We start from the raw sequence: 16742 nt of genomic DNA on the forward strand, positions 1-16742 counted from the left end.
TACGATGCTCAAGAGGAAAAAGTGTATGCTTGCTTTTTCTAAAAGGGTGGTACCGCGAGATAAGCTTTCTCGTCCCTTATGGGATGAGAGGGCTTTTTTTATTTTCTGAAAAAATGCAGTGGAGGAATGAAAATGGATTTTAAAGACACGCTCTTAATGCCGAAAACAGATTTCCCGATGCGTGGAAATTTGCCAAACCGTGAGCCTGACATTCAAAAAAAATGGGAGGAAGAAGATATCTACCGTCTTGTTCAGGAACGGACGAAAGACCGCCCAAAATTTGTTTTACATGACGGACCTCCGTATGCAAACGGCGACATCCATATGGGCCATGCACTTAACAAGATTTTGAAAGACTTCATTGTCCGCTATAAATCAATGAGCGGCTACAACGCACCGTATGTGCCGGGCTGGGATACACACGGATTGCCAATTGAAACAGCTCTGACAAAAAACAAAAAGGTCAACCGTAAAGAAATGTCAGTAGCGGAATTCCGCAAACTATGCGAAGAGTACGCTTGGAAGCAAATCGAGGGACAGCGTGAGCAATTCAAACGTCTTGGTGTCCGCGGTGACTGGGAAAACCCATACGTGACATTAAAACCGGAATACGAAGCGCAGCAAATCCGCGTATTTGGTGAAATGGCAAAACGAGGCTACATTTACAAAGGCCTTAAACCGGTTAACTGGTCACCTTCAAGTGAGTCTGCTCTGGCTGAAGCCGAGATCGAATATCAAGACAAACGTTCAGCATCTATTTACGTCGCTTTTGGTGTAAAAGACGGAAAAGGCGTTCTTGAAAACGGCGAGCGCATCATTATTTGGACAACAACGCCTTGGACAATTCCGGCGAACCTCGGAATTTCAGTGCACCCTGATCTTGAGTACAGCGTGATTGCAGTAGGTGAAGACCGCTTTGTCGTAGCAAGTGCCTTAGTCGAAAATGTTGCATCGGCATGCGGATTTGATCAGTATGAAGTGACAAGAACGGTCAAAGGGAAAGACCTTGAGAACATTATCGCTGAACACCCGCTATATGGCAGAGACTCTCTCGTTATGCTTGGTGAACACGTAACAACTGATGCCGGAACAGGCTGTGTTCATACAGCGCCAGGACATGGGGAAGATGACTTTATCATCGGCCAAAAATACGGTTTAGATGTGCTTTGCCCGGTCGATGAAAAAGGTGTAATGACAAGCGAAGCCCCTGGCTTTGAAGGCATGTTCTATGATGATGCAAACAAAGCGATCACACAGCAGCTTGATGAAAAAGGCGCACTTGTGAAGCTTGAATTCATTACTCACTCTTATCCGCATGATTGGAGAACAAAAAAACCAACCATTTTCAGAGCGACAGCGCAATGGTTTGCGTCTATTAAAGATTTCAGATCAGACCTGCTGGATGCCATTAAAGAAACCAAATGGGTTCCTGAATGGGGCGAGCAGCGTTTGCACAACATGGTTCGGGACCGCGGAGACTGGTGTATTTCCAGACAGCGTGCGTGGGGTGTGCCGATTCCGGTATTTTATGCTGAAAACGGAGAACCGATTATTACAGATGAAACCATTGAACATGTTTCTGAATTGTTCAGACAGCACGGATCAAACATTTGGTTTGAAAAAGAAGCAAAGGATCTTCTTCCGGAAGGCTTTACGCATCCTGGCAGCCCGAACGGCACATTTACAAAAGAACAGGATATCATGGATGTTTGGTTTGATTCAGGCTCTTCACATCAAGCAGTGCTTGAAGAACGTGATGACCTCGTTCGCCCGGCTGATTTATACCTAGAGGGATCTGACCAATATCGCGGCTGGTTTAACTCTTCTCTTTCTACAGCAGTAGCCGTAACAGGGAAAGCGCCGTATAAAGGTGTGCTCAGCCATGGGTTCGCACTGGATGGAGAAGGACGCAAGATGAGTAAATCAATCGGTAACGTTGTTGTTCCGGCTAAAGTCATGAAACAGCTTGGTGCCGACATCTTAAGATTATGGGTATCTTCAGTGGATTATCAGGCGGACGTTCGCGTGTCTGACGCCATTCTGAAGCAGGTTGCGGAAGTATATCGTAAAATCCGCAACACGTTCCGTTTCCTTCACGGCAACCTTTTCGATTTTGATCCAAAAACAAATGCGGTGGCTGTCGAAGATCTTCGCGAAGTGGATCAGTATATGCTGATTAAGCTGAACAAGCTGATTGATAAAGTGAAAAAAGCGTATGATGAGTACGAATTTGCGGTTGTGTATCACAGCATTCATAATTTCTGCACAATCGAATTGAGCTCATTCTACCTTGATTTTGCAAAAGATATTGTCTACATCGAGCATGCGGATCATCCGGATAGACGCAGCATGCAGACAGTATTCTACGAAACGCTTCTTGCATTAGTGAAGCTTTCAGCGCCTATCCTTCCACATACGGCAGACGAATTGTGGTCTCATTTAACATTTGTTGAAGAGCAGAGCGTTCAGCTGACCGATATGCCGGAAACAATCGCGGTTCCAAACAGTGAAGCGACTGAAGAAAAATTTGACCGCTTTATGGCTCTTCGTGATGACGTGTTAAAAGCATTAGAAACTGCGCGAAATGAAAAAATTATCGGTAAATCTTTGGAAGCAAACCTGAAATTGTATCCAAACAAAGAAAACAAGGAGCTCTTGGCTTCCATAAAAGAAAACCTTTCTCAGCTGTTTATTGTGTCTGAACTGACAATCAGCGAAGAAAATGAAGCGCCGAACGATGCGCAAAGCTTTGCGACAGGTAAAATCGCTGTCGAGAAAGCTGAAGGCGAAATGTGTGAGAGATCTCGTGTGATTTCAAAAGATGTAGGGGCAAATCCGAAATATCCTACACTTTCATTACGCAACGCTGAAATCGTTGAAAAATACTATCAAAAATAATGCAAAAGAGCCCGGCTTAAAAGCCGGGCTTTTTTTGTGCCAAGAGTGACATCCTTTAGAACGACAGGAAAAATCTTATGGGCTTTAGATCATCATTCACAGGCAACAATAAAGATACTACGTTAAGAGCAGGAGTTGTGAAGAATGAATGATCAACTGACCGCAATTTATACGGAACTTCTTCTGATGAAAGAAGAATTACAGTCCAGATTATTTGAGTATTCTTGCTTTCAGGTTTCTACAAGCCCGCAAGCAGCAATCAATCAAAAACAAAAAGCAACTCTGATCTATCATATTAAAGAAGAACTTCAAGACGTTCTCCTTGCATTGTCCAAAATCGAAAACGGCACATTCGGATACTGTGAAGAAACCGGGGCTCCCATTCCTCTTGCAAAGCTGGCAGTGCTGCCGACGGCCCGAACAGCAAACGATTTTCTTTATTCTGTCCAATTTGAGAAAAAAACGCTTCCGATATGGAAATCAACGGATATCGAATATGGTCAGGCACTGTATGAATAACAGTGTCTGGCCGGTTAATATGCCTGATATTTCTTTACTCCAGTGCTTTTTATTGATAAAATGCATAATGGATTAAAGTAACCGTAAACTGGAGGAACGTTTGTGCTGTATTATATGATTGCACTACTTATTATTGCAGCCGATCAATTGACAAAATGGCTAGTTGTTAAGAACATGGAACTTGGCCAAAGCATTCCGATCATTGATCAGGTATTCTATATCACCTCCCATCGCAATACGGGTGCTGCATGGGGGATATTAGCGGGTCAGATGTGGTTTTTCTACCTCATAACAACCGCTGTTATTATTGGTATTGTTTATTACATACAGCGTTATACAAAAGGACAAAGGCTTCTTGGCGTTGCCCTCGGACTTATGCTTGGCGGTGCCATCGGCAACTTTATCGATCGGGCTGTCAGACAGGAAGTTGTGGATTTTATCCATGTTATTATTGTCAATTACAATTACCCGATATTTAACATCGCGGACTCTTCACTATGTGTCGGCGTAATGCTTTTATTTATACAAATGCTGTTGGACAGCGGGAAAAAGAAAAAGGAGCAATAGCATGAATCAAATTGATATAACCGCTTCAGAAGAACAAAAAAGTGAGCGGATTGATAAATTTTTGGCATCGACTGAGAATGATTGGTCAAGAACCCAGGTTCAGCAATGGGTAAAAGACGGACAGGTTGTCGTGAATGGAAGCGCGGTGAAAGCGAATTATAAAATTCAGCCGGGTGATCAGGTGACCGTCACTGTACCCGAACCGGAAGCGCTCGACGTCCTAGCAGAGCCTATGGATCTGGATATTTATTATGAGGACCAGGATGTGCTGGTCGTCAACAAACCTCGCGGAATGGTTGTTCACCCAGCACCCGGGCATCTTACGGGCACACTTGTAAACGGCCTTATGGCTCATTGCACAGACCTTTCCGGTATAAATGGCGTGATGCGTCCGGGTATTGTTCACAGAATCGATAAGGACACGTCCGGTTTATTAATGGTGGCGAAAAATGATATGGCGCACGAGTCACTCGTAAACCAATTGGTCAACAAAACGGTCACGCGGAAATATACGGCAGTTGTCCACGGGCTTATTTCTCACGATGATGGCACAATTGACGCGCCGATCGGACGAGATAAGAAAGACCGTCAAAGCATGACTGTGACACGTGATGGCAAAAACGCTGTCACTCATTTTCATGTACTAGAGCGTTTTCAGAATTTTACGTTAGTGGAATGCCAGCTTGAAACAGGGAGAACCCATCAAATTCGTGTTCATATGAAATATATCGGATTCCCATTAGCAGGCGATCCGAAATACGGCCCAAGAAAAACAATCGACTTTAATGGCCAAGCGCTTCACGCGGGAGTTTTAGGTTTTGACCATCCACGAACAGGAGAATATGTCGAATTTGAAGCGCCGCTTCCCGAGGATATGGCAGAATTAATCGAAAACCTCAGAAAAAACGGTTGACAGAGGGTTTCTTTTCTGAAATAATAAACGAAGCTGAATAGATTCTTTAAAACAGTCCAGAGAGGCTGAGAAGGATAACGGATAGACGGGATGCGTGTATAGGCGCGCACCTTGTCCTAAAACCCCTCTATGCTCTGGCAGGAGGGGTTTTTTCTTCTATATGAACTGTGAGGTGTCACACATTGAATCAAAAAGCTGTCATTCTCGACGAACAGGCAATCAGACGGGCGCTGACCAGGATTGCTCACGAAATGATCGAACGCAATAAAGGAATGAATAACTGCATTCTTGTCGGCATTAAGACAAGAGGGATTTACCTGGCAAAACGCCTTGCGGAACGCATTGAACAGATTGAGGGAAATCCTGTTACAGTCGGTGAAATTGATATTACTCTTTACAGAGATGATCTTTCTAAAAAAACAAGCAACGATGAACCGCTTGTAAAAGGTGCAGATATTCCGGTAGATATTACAGATCAAAAAGTCATTCTCGTTGATGATGTTCTGTATACCGGAAGAACAGTCAGAGCAGGAATGGATGCGCTTGTTGATGTAGGCAGACCTTCCTCTATTCAGCTTGCAGTGCTTGTGGACAGAGGACACCGGGAGCTGCCGATCCGAGCGGATTATATCGGGAAAAACATCCCGACATCAAAGTCTGAAAAGGTTATGGTTCAGCTTGATGAGGTAGACCAAAACGATCTCGTCGCCATTTATGAAAACGAATAATAGATCACCTTTTTAAGGGCAATCCAGAGAGGTTGCAAAGAGGTGCACAACAAAGGCCCAAAAAGTATTCGGCAGGTCTTTGTATGCCTCTTTGCGTAAAAAAGCAAAGAGGTTTTTTTATACAGTCATTGAGTCATCCTAAAATGAAAGTCAACAATCAGGGGGAAATCATCATGAGTAAGAAAAAAGTAAATTTAGGGGTCAGGGATGTCCCGACACCTTTCTCTTGGGTTTCATTCAGCCTTCAGCATTTGTTTGCCATGTTTGGCTCAACCATTTTGGTTCCGAAGCTCGTCGGAATGAGTCCTGCTGTGGCGTTGGTGACAAGCGGCATCGGAACACTGGCGTACCTTCTTATTACGAAAGGGCAAATTCCGGCGTATCTCGGTTCGTCCTTCGCCTTTATTTCTCCGATCATTCTGGTAAAAGCGACCGGCGGGCCAGGAGCGGCAATGGTTGGAGCGTTTCTTGCAGGGCTGGTGTACGGGCTGATTGCCTTATTGATCAGGCAGCTTGGAACAGGATGGCTGATGAAGATTCTCCCGCCTGTAGTCGTAGGGCCTGTTATTATCGTCATCGGGCTGGGACTGGCAAGCACTGCGGTAAACATGGCGATGTATGCTGATCCAAACGCGAGTGAGTTGGTCTACAGCTTAAAGCACTTTGGTGTCGCAGGAGTTACGCTGGCAATTACGATTATTTGTGCGATTTTCTTACGAGGATTTTTAAGCCTGATTCCGGTTCTGATCGGAATCATCGGCGGATACTTGTTCGCCCTTACTCAAGGGATTGTCAACTTCCAGCCGGTGCTTGACGCGAAATGGTTTGCAGTGCCTGAATTTATCATTCCGTTCAAAGATTATTCACCGTCAGTTACACTCGGCATCGCAGCCGCAATGGTTCCTGTCGCATTTGTCACCATGTCAGAGCATATCGGCCACCAAATGGTGCTGAGCAAGGTTGTCGGACAAGATTTCATTAAAAAGCCAGGTCTTCATCGCTCTATTATGGGTGACAGTGTGGCGACAATCCTCGCTTCCCTGATCGGCGGTCCGCCGACAACGACTTACGGAGAAAACATTGGCGTGCTGGCCATCACAAGAGTATTCAGCGTCTTTGTCATCGGAGGAGCGGCAGTGATTGCTTGTTGCTTCGGCTTTATCGGCAAAATTTCAGCGCTGATCAGTTCAGTGCCGTCAGCGGTCATGGGAGGCGTCTCCTTCCTGCTGTTCGGAATCATTGCTTCAAGCGGCCTGAGAATGCTGATTGACAACAAAATTGATTATGAAAACAACAGAAACCTCATTATTACATCAGTTATCCTTGTCATCGGTGTAGGAGGAGCTTTTATCCAAGTGTCTCAAGGCGGATTCCAAGTGTCAGGAATGGCGCTTGCCGCAATTGTCGGTGTCATCTTAAACCTGATTCTTCCGCAGGCGAAGGAAGAACAGACAGACACATCTGAACATCATATCTAAAACCTTTTAATGAAAGTCCAGAGAGGCTTGGAAGGGTTATGAAGAGAAGGAAGCTTCAATGCTGCCCTCTATTTAACCATACCCCGAGTCTATCTTAGACCGGGGTTTTTTTCAGCCTTAAGTTGAAAAGAGAGGGGAAAGAACATGAAGCATTTAACGACGATGAGTGAACTCAGCACTGAGGAAATCAAAGATTTGCTTCAAAAAGCACAAGATCTCAAAAGCGGAAAAACAGACAATCAGCTTACAGGAAAGTTTGCCGCAAACCTGTTTTTCGAACCGAGCACGAGAACGCGGTTCAGCTTTGAGGTCGCAGAAAAAAAGCTGGGCATGAATGTGCTCAACCTTGATGGAACAAGCACAAGCGTGCAAAAAGGCGAAACCTTATATGACACGATCCGGACGCTCGAATCAATCGGTGTGGACGTCTGCGTCATCAGGCACAGTGAGGATGAGTATTATGAAGAGCTTGTCAGCCAGGTGAATATTCCGATTCTGAATGCGGGAGACGGATGCGGCCAGCATCCAACACAATCACTGCTTGATTTAATGACGATTTATGAAGAGTTCAATACGTTCAAAGGGCTTACTGTCTCCATTCACGGCGACATCAAGCATAGCAGAGTGGCAAGGTCAAATGCGGAAGTGTTGACAAGATTGGGTGCCCGGGTCCTATTTTCCGGCCCTTCGGAATGGCAGGATGAAGAAAATACATTCGGCACGTATGTCTCAATGGATGAAGCAGTTGAGTCTTCCGATGTCGTCATGCTGCTGCGCATTCAAAATGAACGACATCAGTCCGCTGTCAGCCAGGAAGGCTATTTAAACAAATACGGCTTGACCGTAGAACGGGCTGAGCGTATGAAGCGGCATGCGATCATCATGCATCCTGCTCCGGTAAACAGAGGAGTGGAGATTGATGACAGCTTAGTAGAAAGCGAAAAATCAAGAATCTTCAAGCAAATGCAAAATGGCGTATTTATCAGAATGGCAGTGATACAGCGTGCCTTACAAACCAATGTGAAAAGAGGAGAAGCAGCGTATGTCATATCTCATTAAAAACGGCTGGATACTAAACGAAAATGGTGAAAAAACAGAAGCGGATATCCGAGTGACTGGAGAAACCATCACCGCAATCGGCAAGCTTGATGCAACGGATAATGAAACGGTAATTGATGCAAAAGGTTTGCTCGTTTCACCTGGGTTTGTTGATCTCCACGTGCATTTCAGAGAGCCGGGCGGAGAGAAAAAAGAAACTATTGAAACCGGGGCCAAAGCGGCGGCACGCGGCGGCTATACTACAGTAGCAGCAATGCCGAATACGCGGCCGGTTCCTGATACAAAGGAGCAGATGGAATGGGTGCAAAACAGAATTAAAGAAACATCATGCGTCAGAGTTCTTCCATATGCATCCATTACGATCAGACAAATCGGCGATGAAATGACAAACTTTGAAGCGTTAAAAGAAGCCGGGGCATTTGCTTTTACAGATGACGGTGTTGGTATACAGACAGCAGGAATGATGTATGAAGCGATGAAACGGGCAGCCGCAATTGACAAAGCGATTGTTGCACATTGCGAGGACAATTCCTTAATTTACGGAGGAAGCGTACATGAGGGGACATTCTCCAAAGCGAACGGGCTCAATGGCATACCTTCTGTGTGTGAATCAGTTCATATTGCCCGCGATGTGCTGCTGGCTGAGGCGGCAAACTGCCATTATCATGTATGCCATATCAGCACGAAAGAATCTGTCAGAGTTGTACGCGATGCGAAAAAAGCGGGAATCAGAGTGACAGCAGAAGTGTCGCCGCATCATTTGCTGCTTTGTGATGAGGACATCCCGGGGCTGGACACAAACTATAAAATGAATCCTCCGCTCCGCAGCGCAGAAGACAGAGCTGCTTTAATTGAAGGTCTTTTAGACGGAACAATTGATTTTATCGCAACAGACCATGCACCGCATACGGAAGAAGAGAAAAACACAGAAATGAAACTGGCGCCATTCGGAATTGTCGGCTTAGAAACAGCATTTCCGCTTCTTTACACACACTTTGTCAAAAATGGCAGCTGGTCGCTGAAGCAGCTGATTGACTACATGACAATCAAGCCATGCGAAGCGTTCGGTCTCCCATATGGAACATTACAAACGGGGCAAGCTGCGGACATTACGTTAATCGATTTAGAAAAAGAAGCAGTTATAGACAAAGACACATTTTTATCAAAAGGAAAAAATACACCATTCAACGGCATCAGCTGCACCGGCTGGCCGGTCGCTACAATTGCGGCAGGGAAGCTTGCTTATGAAGAGGGGAGACTTGTCAAATGAAGAGACGATTAGTACTGGAAAACGGAGCGGTATTCGAGGGAGAAGCCTTCGGAAGCTTAGAACACAACATGGGAGAAGTCGTTTTTAATACTGGGATGACAGGCTATCAGGAAATTTTATCTGACCCTTCTTACTGCGGACAGATCGTAACATTAACATACCCGCTTATCGGAAATTACGGCATTAACCGTGATGATTTTGAATCCATTACCCCTTTTGTGAAAGGGCTGATCATCAAAGAATTATGTGAGCTGCCTTCCAACTGGCGTTCAGCATACACCTTAGACGAGTATTTAAAAATGAAAAACATTCCCGGACTCCAGGGGATTGATACAAGGAAGCTGACAAGAATGATCCGCACGGCAGGCGCGCTAAAAGGAACATTCGCTTCATCTGATGAAGATATCGAAGCAGTGCTGAAAAGACTGAACGAAACGGAATTGCCAAGAAATCAAGTATCCCAAGTATCAGCAAAAACAGCATATCCGAGCCCGGGAAGAGGCAAACGCATCGTCTTGGTTGACTTCGGCATGAAACACGGGATTCTAAGAGAGCTGAACAAACGGAAATGTGACGTCATCGTTGTGCCTTACAACATTACAGCGGAAGAGGTGCTTCAGCTGAAACCGGACGGTATCATGCTTTCTAACGGACCTGGAGACCCGAAGGATGTGCCTGAAGCGATTGAAATGATTAAAGGTGTTCTTGGAAAAGTGCCATTATTCGGAATATGTCTTGGCCACCAATTATTCGCGCTGGCGTGCGGGGCGAATACTGAAAAAATGAAATTCGGCCACAGGGGCTCAAACCACCCGGTAAAAGAGCTGGCTACAGGAAAAGTTGCCTTAACATCTCAAAACCATGGATATACAGTTTCGTCTATCAGTAAAACAGAACTGGAAGTGACGCATATCGCAATTAACGACGATACGATTGAAGGGCTGAAGCATAAAACATTGCCGGCATTTACGGTTCAATATCATCCCGAAGCCTCACCTGGTCCTGAGGATGCCAACCATCTATTTGACAGATTCATCGAATTGATCGAAACAACAGAGAAAGAAGGGGAAGCGGTATGCCAAAACGCGTAGACATTAACAAAATTTTAGTAATCGGATCTGGACCGATCATCATCGGCCAAGCAGCAGAATTTGACTATGCGGGAACACAAGCCTGTCTTGCTTTGAAAGAAGAAGGTTATGAAGTCATCCTTGTCAACTCAAACCCTGCCACGATCATGACAGATACAGAAATGGCTGACCGGGTTTATATCGAACCGCTCACACCTGAATTCCTGACAAGAATCATCAGAAAAGAGCGACCAGATGCCATTCTTCCTACACTCGGAGGCCAAACCGGTTTGAATCTTGCGGTTGAGCTTTCTGAAAGAGGTGTTCTGGCAGAATGCGGCGTCGAAGTGCTTGGCACAAAACTGTCTGCGATTCAGCAAGCTGAAGACCGTGACTTGTTCAGAACATTAATGAATGAACTGAATGAACCGGTGCCTGAAAGTGAGATTATTCACTCCCTCGAAGAAGCGGAAAAATTCGTCAGTCACATTGGATTCCCTGTCATTGTCCGCCCGGCATATACATTAGGCGGAACAGGCGGAGGCATCTGCTCGAATGAGACAGAGTTAAAAGAAATCGTTGAGAACGGCTTGAAATTAAGCCCGGTACACCAATGTCTGCTTGAAAAAAGCATCGCCGGCTATAAAGAAATCGAGTATGAAGTCATGAGAGACAGCCAGGATCACGCCATTGTCGTTTGTAACATGGAAAACATTGATCCAGTTGGAATCCATACTGGAGACAGTATTGTTGTCGCGCCGAGCCAAACGCTCAGCGATCGCGAATATCAGCTCTTGCGGAATGTATCGTTAAAACTGATTCGCGCGCTTGGGATCGAAGGCGGATGTAACGTGCAGCTCGCTTTAGACCCAGACAGCTTCCAATATTACATTATTGAAGTAAATCCGCGTGTCAGCCGTTCATCTGCCCTTGCATCAAAAGCAACGGGGTACCCGATTGCAAAGCTCGCTGCTAAAATTGCAGTCGGACTTTCATTAGATGAAATGATGAATCCGGTGACAGGAAAAACATATGCAGCATTTGAACCTGCTCTTGACTATGTCGTATCCAAAATTCCGCGCTGGCCGTTTGATAAGTTTGAATCAGCAAACAGAAAGCTTGGCACGCAAATGAAAGCGACAGGTGAGGTCATGGCGATCGGCCGCACGCTTGAAGAGTCATTGCTGAAGGCAGTGCGATCACTGGAAGCGGATGTGTATCATCTTGAATTGAAGGATGCCGCTGACATTTCAGATGAGCTTCTTGAAAAGCGAATTAAAAAGGCCGGTGATGAACGCTTATTCTACTTAGCTGAAGCGTATAGAAGAGGCTACACGGTAGAAGACCTCCATGAATTTTCCGCTATCGATGTCTTCTTCTTGCATAAGCTGTTCGGAATCGTACAGTTTGAAAAAGAATTGAAGGCGAATGCGGGCGATACAGATGTGCTGAGACAGGCAAAAGAACTCGGCTTCTCTGATCAGTACATCAGCCGCGAGTGGAAAATGAAAGAATCTGAGCTTTACAGCTTGAGAAAACAAGCGGGGATTGCGCCGGTATTCAAAATGGTAGATACATGTGCGGCGGAATTTGAGTCAGAAACGCCATACTTCTATAGCACATATGAAGAAGAAAATGAATCTGTCGTTACAGATAAGAAAAGTGTGATGGTGCTTGGTTCGGGTCCGATTCGAATCGGTCAGGGTGTCGAGTTCGACTATGCGACGGTTCACTCTGTATGGGCAATTAAACAAGCAGGCTATGAAGCCATTATTGTCAATAACAACCCGGAAACCGTTTCAACAGACTTCAGCATCTCAGACAAGCTGTATTTTGAACCGCTTACGATTGAAGATGTTATGCACATCATTGACCTCGAACAGCCAATGGGCGTTGTCGTACAATTTGGCGGACAAACTGCGATTAACCTTGCTGACGAGCTTTCTGCACGCGGAGTGAAAATCCTTGGAACTTCATTAGAAGATTTAGACCGTGCGGAAGACCGGGATAAATTTGAACAAGCGCTTGGAGAACTTGGTGTTCCTCAGCCGCTTGGCAAAACAGCGACATCAGTTGATCAGGCGGTAAGCATCGCGAGTGATATCGGTTATCCGGTACTGGTGCGTCCTTCCTATGTACTTGGCGGCCGGGCGATGGAGATTGTGTACCATGAAGAGGAGCTGCTTCATTACATGAAAAATGCAGTCAAAATCAATCCGCAGCACCCTGTATTAATTGATAGATACTTGACTGGAAAAGAAATTGAAGTCGATGCAGTATCCGACGGTGAAACAGTCGTCATTCCGGGAATTATGGAGCACATTGAACGTGCGGGCGTTCACTCCGGAGACTCAATCGCTGTTTATCCGCCTCAGTCTCTCACAGAGGACATTAAGAAAAAAATTGAACAATACACGATCGCATTGGCTAAAGGGCTGAATATTGTCGGTTTGCTCAATATTCAATTCGTCTTGTCGCAAGGTGAGGTGTACGTGCTAGAAGTGAATCCGAGATCAAGCAGAACCGTACCGTTTTTAAGCAAAATTACGGGTATCCCAATGGCGAATCTCGCAACAAAAATCATTCTTGGTCAAAAGCTGGCTGCGTTTGGCTATACAGAGGGCCTTCAGCCTGAACAGCAAGGTGTATTTGTAAAAGCGCCGGTCTTCTCCTTTGCCAAGCTGAGAAGAGTGGACATTACGTTAGGGCCTGAAATGAAATCAACAGGTGAAGTCATGGGGAAAGATTCGACACTTGAAAAGGCGCTCTACAAAGCCTTGATTGCTTCAGGTATTCAAATCCCGAACTACGGTTCCGTGCTTTTAACAGTAGCTGATAAGGACAAAGAAGAAGGGCTTGCCATTGCTAAGCGGTTCCACGCGATCGGCTACAACATTTTAGCGACGGAAGGAACGGCAGGCTACCTGAAAGAAGCTTCCATTCCAGCGAAGGTCGTCGGAAAAATCGGTCAGGATGGCCCGAACTTGCTTGACGTCATCAGAAACGGAGAAGCGCAGTTTGTCATCAATACGCTGACAAAAGGAAAGCAGCCGGCAAGAGACGGTTTTAGAATCAGACGTGAATCAGTAGAAAATGGTGTTGCCTGCCTAACATCTTTAGATACGGCAGAGGCGATATTACGAGTGCTGGAAAGCATGACATTCCGTGCTGATCAAATGCCGGCAGTCAACACAAATCAGGAGGCGGCAGTCACTATATGAAAAAAGCGTATTTGACAGTATGTTCTAACCAGCAAATTGCAGACCGGGTGTATCAAATGGTTCTGAAAGGGGAGCTTGTCCAAGGGTTTACAACCCCGGGACAGTTCCTTCATCTTAAAGTGAGCGAAGCGGTTACGCCTCTTTTGAGAAGGCCGATCAGCATCGCAGATGTCAACCTTGAAAAAAATGAAGTCACCATCATTTATCGGGTAGATGGGGAAGGGACAAGACTCTTGTCACTGAAGCAGCAGGGAGAACTTGTGGATGTCCTCGGGCCTTTGGGAAATGGCTTTCCTGTTAATGAAGTTCAACCCGGAAAGACGGCTTTGCTGGTAGGAGGCGGAGTAGGTGTGCCGCCTCTCCAAGAGCTGTCGAAACGCTTGAATGAAAAAGGGGTTAATGTCATCCACGTTTTAGGATTCCAATCGGCAAAGGATGTTTTTTACGAGGAAGAATGCAGGCAGTACGGAGACACGTATGTGGCAACAGCTGACGGAAGCTACGGGGAAACCGGATTTGTCACAGATGTGATTAAACGGAAAAATCTAGAGTTTGATATCCTCCTCAGCTGCGGGCCGACACCGATGCTCAAGGCGTTAAAACAGGAATATGCCCATAAAGAAGTATATCTGTCCATGGAGGAACGAATGGGCTGCGGAATCGGCGCATGCTTCGCGTGTGTGTGCCATACAAACGAAAGTGAGACATCCTATGTAAAAGTATGTCTCGACGGGCCTGTATTTAAAGCTCAGGAGGTGGCGCTGTAATGCTAGAGGTGAAATTGCCGGGACTTGATTTGAAAAATCCAATCATTCCTGCATCAGGCTGCTTCGGGTTTGGAAAAGAGTTTTCACGTTTTTATGATTTGTCTTGTCTTGGAGCTATCATGATTAAGGCTACGACAAAGGAGCCGCGCTTCGGGAATCCGACGCCGCGGGTAGCTGAGACTGGTGCTGGAATGCTCAATGCGATCGGTCTCCAAAATCCGGGGCTGGATAGCGTGTTGCATAATGAGCTGCCGTGGCTTGAGCAGTTTGATACGCCGATCATTGCCAATGTCGCAGGTTCTCAAGTCGAGGATTATGTTGAAGTCGCAGAGCATATCAGCAAAGCGCCTAATGTTCATGCTCTTGAATTGAATATTTCCTGCCCGAATGTGAAAACAGGCGGAATCGCTTTTGGCACGAATCCTGAAATGGCTGCCGATTTGACAAAAGCGGTGAAAGAGGTTTCGGATGTACCCGTTTATGTGAAGCTTTCCCCGAACGTGGCTAATATCACAGAAATTGCCTTAGCGATCGAGGAAGCGGGAGCGGACGGTCTTACGATGATCAACACACTAATCGGCATGAGACTCGATTTAAAAACCGGCAAACCGATATTAGCGAATAAAACAGGGGGACTTTCAGGCCCTGCTGTGAAGCCGGTTGCCATTCGCATGGTGTATGAAGTCAGCCAGGCGGTCAACATCCCGATTATCGGAATGGGAGGCGTGCAAACGGCTGAAGATGCCCTGGAATTTCTTCTCGCGGGAGCAAGCGCAGTCGCTGTCGGAACAGCAAACTTTGTGAATCCTTTTGCATGTCCAGAGATTATTGAACAGCTCCCATCTGTTTTGCTCCAATACGGCTATCAATCAATTGAAGAATGCATCGGAAGGAGCTGGAATCATGAAAAACAACCTGCCCATCATCGCGCTTGATTTTGCGTCAGCTGAAGAAACACTTGCGTTCTTAGCGCCTTTTCAGCAAGAACCGTTATTTGTAAAGGTTGGGATGGAGCTTTTTTATCAAGAAGGGCCATCTATCGTGAAACAACTAAAAGAAAGAAACTGCGAGCTATTTTTAGATCTAAAGCTTCATGACATCCCGACTACTGTAAACAAAGCGATGAAGCGCCTTGCCAGTCTTGGAGTAGACCTCGTCAATGTTCATGCTGCCGGGGGCAAAAAAATGATGCAGGCAGCTCTCGAAGGCTTAGAAGAAGGTACGCCGGCTGGAAAAAAACGTCCGTCACTTATCGCGGTAACCCAGCTGACAAGCACATCTGAACAAATCATGAAAGATGAACTGCTGATCGAAAAGTCTCTGATTGATACGGTTGTGCACTACAGCAAACAGGCGGAAGAAAGCGGACTGGATGGAGTGGTGTGCTCTGTTCATGAAGCAAAAGCCATTTACCAAGCGGTGTCGCCTTCATTTCTGACTGTCACTCCGGGGATCAGAATGTCAGAGGACGCTGCGAATGACCAAGTCCGCGTAGCGACGCCTGCCATTGCAAGAGAGAAAGGTTCATCAGCGATTGTAGTAGGACGCTCGATTACAAAAGCGGAAGACCCGGTAAAAGCCTATAAGGCTGTCAGACTTGAATGGGAGGGAATCAAATCTTGAAACAAATCATCGCAAAACATCTATTAGACATCCAAGCTGTATTTTTACGCCCGAACGAGCCGTTCACATGGGCAAGCGGCATTTTATCACCGATCTACTGTGACAACCGCCTTACGCTATCTTTCCCAGAGGTCAGAAACGATGTTGCTTCAGGTATCAGCAAGCTTGTCAAAGAGCATTTTCCTGAAGCTGAAATGATTGGGGGAACAGCAACTGCCGGTATTCCTCATGCTGCTCTTGCGGCTGACCGTTTGAATCTTCCGATGTGTTATGTGAGGAGCAAGCCGAAGGCGCACGGAAAAGGCAATCAGATTGAGGGAGCTGTGCAAGAGGGGCAAAAAACAGTTGTCATTGAAGACTTAATTTCCACAGGAGGCAGTGTGCTTGAAGCTTGTGCAGCTTTACAAGCGGCCGGCTGTGAAGTGCTTGGTGTCGTCTCAATCTTTACGTACGGACTTCCTAAAGCGGAGGAAGCCTTCGCAAAGGCAGAACTGCCATACTACTCATTAACTGATTATGATACGCTCACAGAGGTCGCGCTTGAAAACGGAAATATTCATTCAGATGATCTAAAAAAGCTGCAAACATGGAAACGAAATCCCGAGTCAAAAGATTGGTTTAAAAAATAA

Annotated in this window: 14 protein-coding genes and 1 other annotated feature (1 of these 15 only partly in view); all 14 genes read left to right on the forward strand. The window is 45.9% G+C overall.

The window, feature by feature from the left end:
- Nucleotides 1–80, forward strand: a binding site (T-box leader) (it extends 147 nt beyond the left edge of the window).
- Between the two features lie 52 nt (nt 81–132).
- Nucleotides 133–2898: an isoleucine--tRNA ligase gene (gene ileS, locus AC07VD_RS08900; RefSeq protein WP_029946171.1), complete on the forward strand. Its 2766-nt coding sequence runs from the start codon at nt 133–135 to the stop codon at nt 2896–2898.
- 144 nt (nt 2899–3042) lie between these two features.
- Nucleotides 3043–3417: a sporulation-related RNA polymerase-binding protein YlyA gene (gene ylyA, locus AC07VD_RS08905; protein ID WP_003245479.1), complete on the forward strand. Its 375-nt coding sequence runs from the start codon at nt 3043–3045 to the stop codon at nt 3415–3417.
- Between the two features lie 102 nt (nt 3418–3519).
- Nucleotides 3520–3984 (forward strand): signal peptidase II, encoded by a 465-nt coding sequence (lspA, locus tag AC07VD_RS08910; protein WP_003245047.1) that lies wholly within the window; start codon nt 3520–3522, stop codon nt 3982–3984.
- A gap of 1 nt (nt 3985) precedes the next feature.
- Nucleotides 3986–4897: an RluA family pseudouridine synthase gene (locus AC07VD_RS08915; protein ID WP_494721699.1), complete on the forward strand. Its 912-nt coding sequence runs from the start codon at nt 3986–3988 to the stop codon at nt 4895–4897.
- A gap of 182 nt (nt 4898–5079) precedes the next feature.
- Nucleotides 5080–5625, forward strand: a complete 546-nt coding sequence (gene pyrR, locus AC07VD_RS08920; protein ID WP_003232127.1) for a bifunctional pyrimidine operon transcriptional regulator/uracil phosphoribosyltransferase — start codon at nt 5080–5082, stop codon at nt 5623–5625.
- A gap of 173 nt (nt 5626–5798) precedes the next feature.
- Nucleotides 5799–7103 carry a uracil permease PyrP gene (pyrP, locus tag AC07VD_RS08925; protein WP_494721700.1) on the forward strand — a complete coding sequence of 435 codons (1305 nt, stop codon included), beginning with the start codon at nt 5799–5801 and terminating at the stop codon, nt 7101–7103.
- Between the two features lie 144 nt (nt 7104–7247).
- Complete coding sequence (locus AC07VD_RS08930; RefSeq protein WP_014479744.1) at nt 7248–8162, forward strand: aspartate carbamoyltransferase catalytic subunit; 915 nt, start codon at nt 7248–7250, stop codon at nt 8160–8162.
- Nucleotides 8146–9432, forward strand: coding sequence for a dihydroorotase (gene pyrC / locus AC07VD_RS08935; protein ID WP_120028074.1), 1287 nt, complete (start codon nt 8146–8148; stop codon nt 9430–9432). The genes AC07VD_RS08930 and pyrC overlap by 17 nt, the downstream gene beginning before the upstream one ends.
- Nucleotides 9429–10523 carry a carbamoyl phosphate synthase small subunit gene (locus AC07VD_RS08940; RefSeq protein WP_212129464.1) on the forward strand — a complete coding sequence of 365 codons (1095 nt, stop codon included), beginning with the start codon at nt 9429–9431 and terminating at the stop codon, nt 10521–10523. Before pyrC ends, AC07VD_RS08940 begins: the two co-directional genes overlap by 4 nt.
- Nucleotides 10508–13723: a carbamoyl-phosphate synthase (glutamine-hydrolyzing) large subunit gene (carB, locus tag AC07VD_RS08945; protein WP_494721701.1), complete on the forward strand. Its 3216-nt coding sequence runs from the start codon at nt 10508–10510 to the stop codon at nt 13721–13723. The genes AC07VD_RS08940 and carB overlap by 16 nt, the downstream gene beginning before the upstream one ends.
- Nucleotides 13720–14490, forward strand: coding sequence for a dihydroorotate oxidase B electron transfer subunit (gene pyrK, locus AC07VD_RS08950; protein WP_124059838.1), 771 nt, complete (start codon nt 13720–13722; stop codon nt 14488–14490). The genes carB and pyrK overlap by 4 nt, the downstream gene beginning before the upstream one ends.
- On the forward strand, nt 14490–15425 hold the full coding sequence (locus tag AC07VD_RS08955; RefSeq protein ID WP_029317780.1) for a dihydroorotate dehydrogenase: 936 nt from the start codon (nt 14490–14492) through the stop codon (nt 15423–15425). Before pyrK ends, AC07VD_RS08955 begins: the two co-directional genes overlap by 1 nt.
- The gene (gene pyrF, locus AC07VD_RS08960) at nt 15394–16113 is read left to right on the forward strand and encodes an orotidine-5'-phosphate decarboxylase (protein ID WP_003232107.1); all 720 of its coding nucleotides are present in this window, start codon (nt 15394–15396) and stop codon (nt 16111–16113) included. Before AC07VD_RS08955 ends, pyrF begins: the two co-directional genes overlap by 32 nt.
- Nucleotides 16110–16742: an orotate phosphoribosyltransferase gene (pyrE, locus tag AC07VD_RS08965; protein ID WP_284690837.1), complete on the forward strand. Its 633-nt coding sequence runs from the start codon at nt 16110–16112 to the stop codon at nt 16740–16742. The genes pyrF and pyrE overlap by 4 nt, the downstream gene beginning before the upstream one ends.

Source organism: Bacillus sp. GW821-FHT01G09, assembly GCF_059422205.1.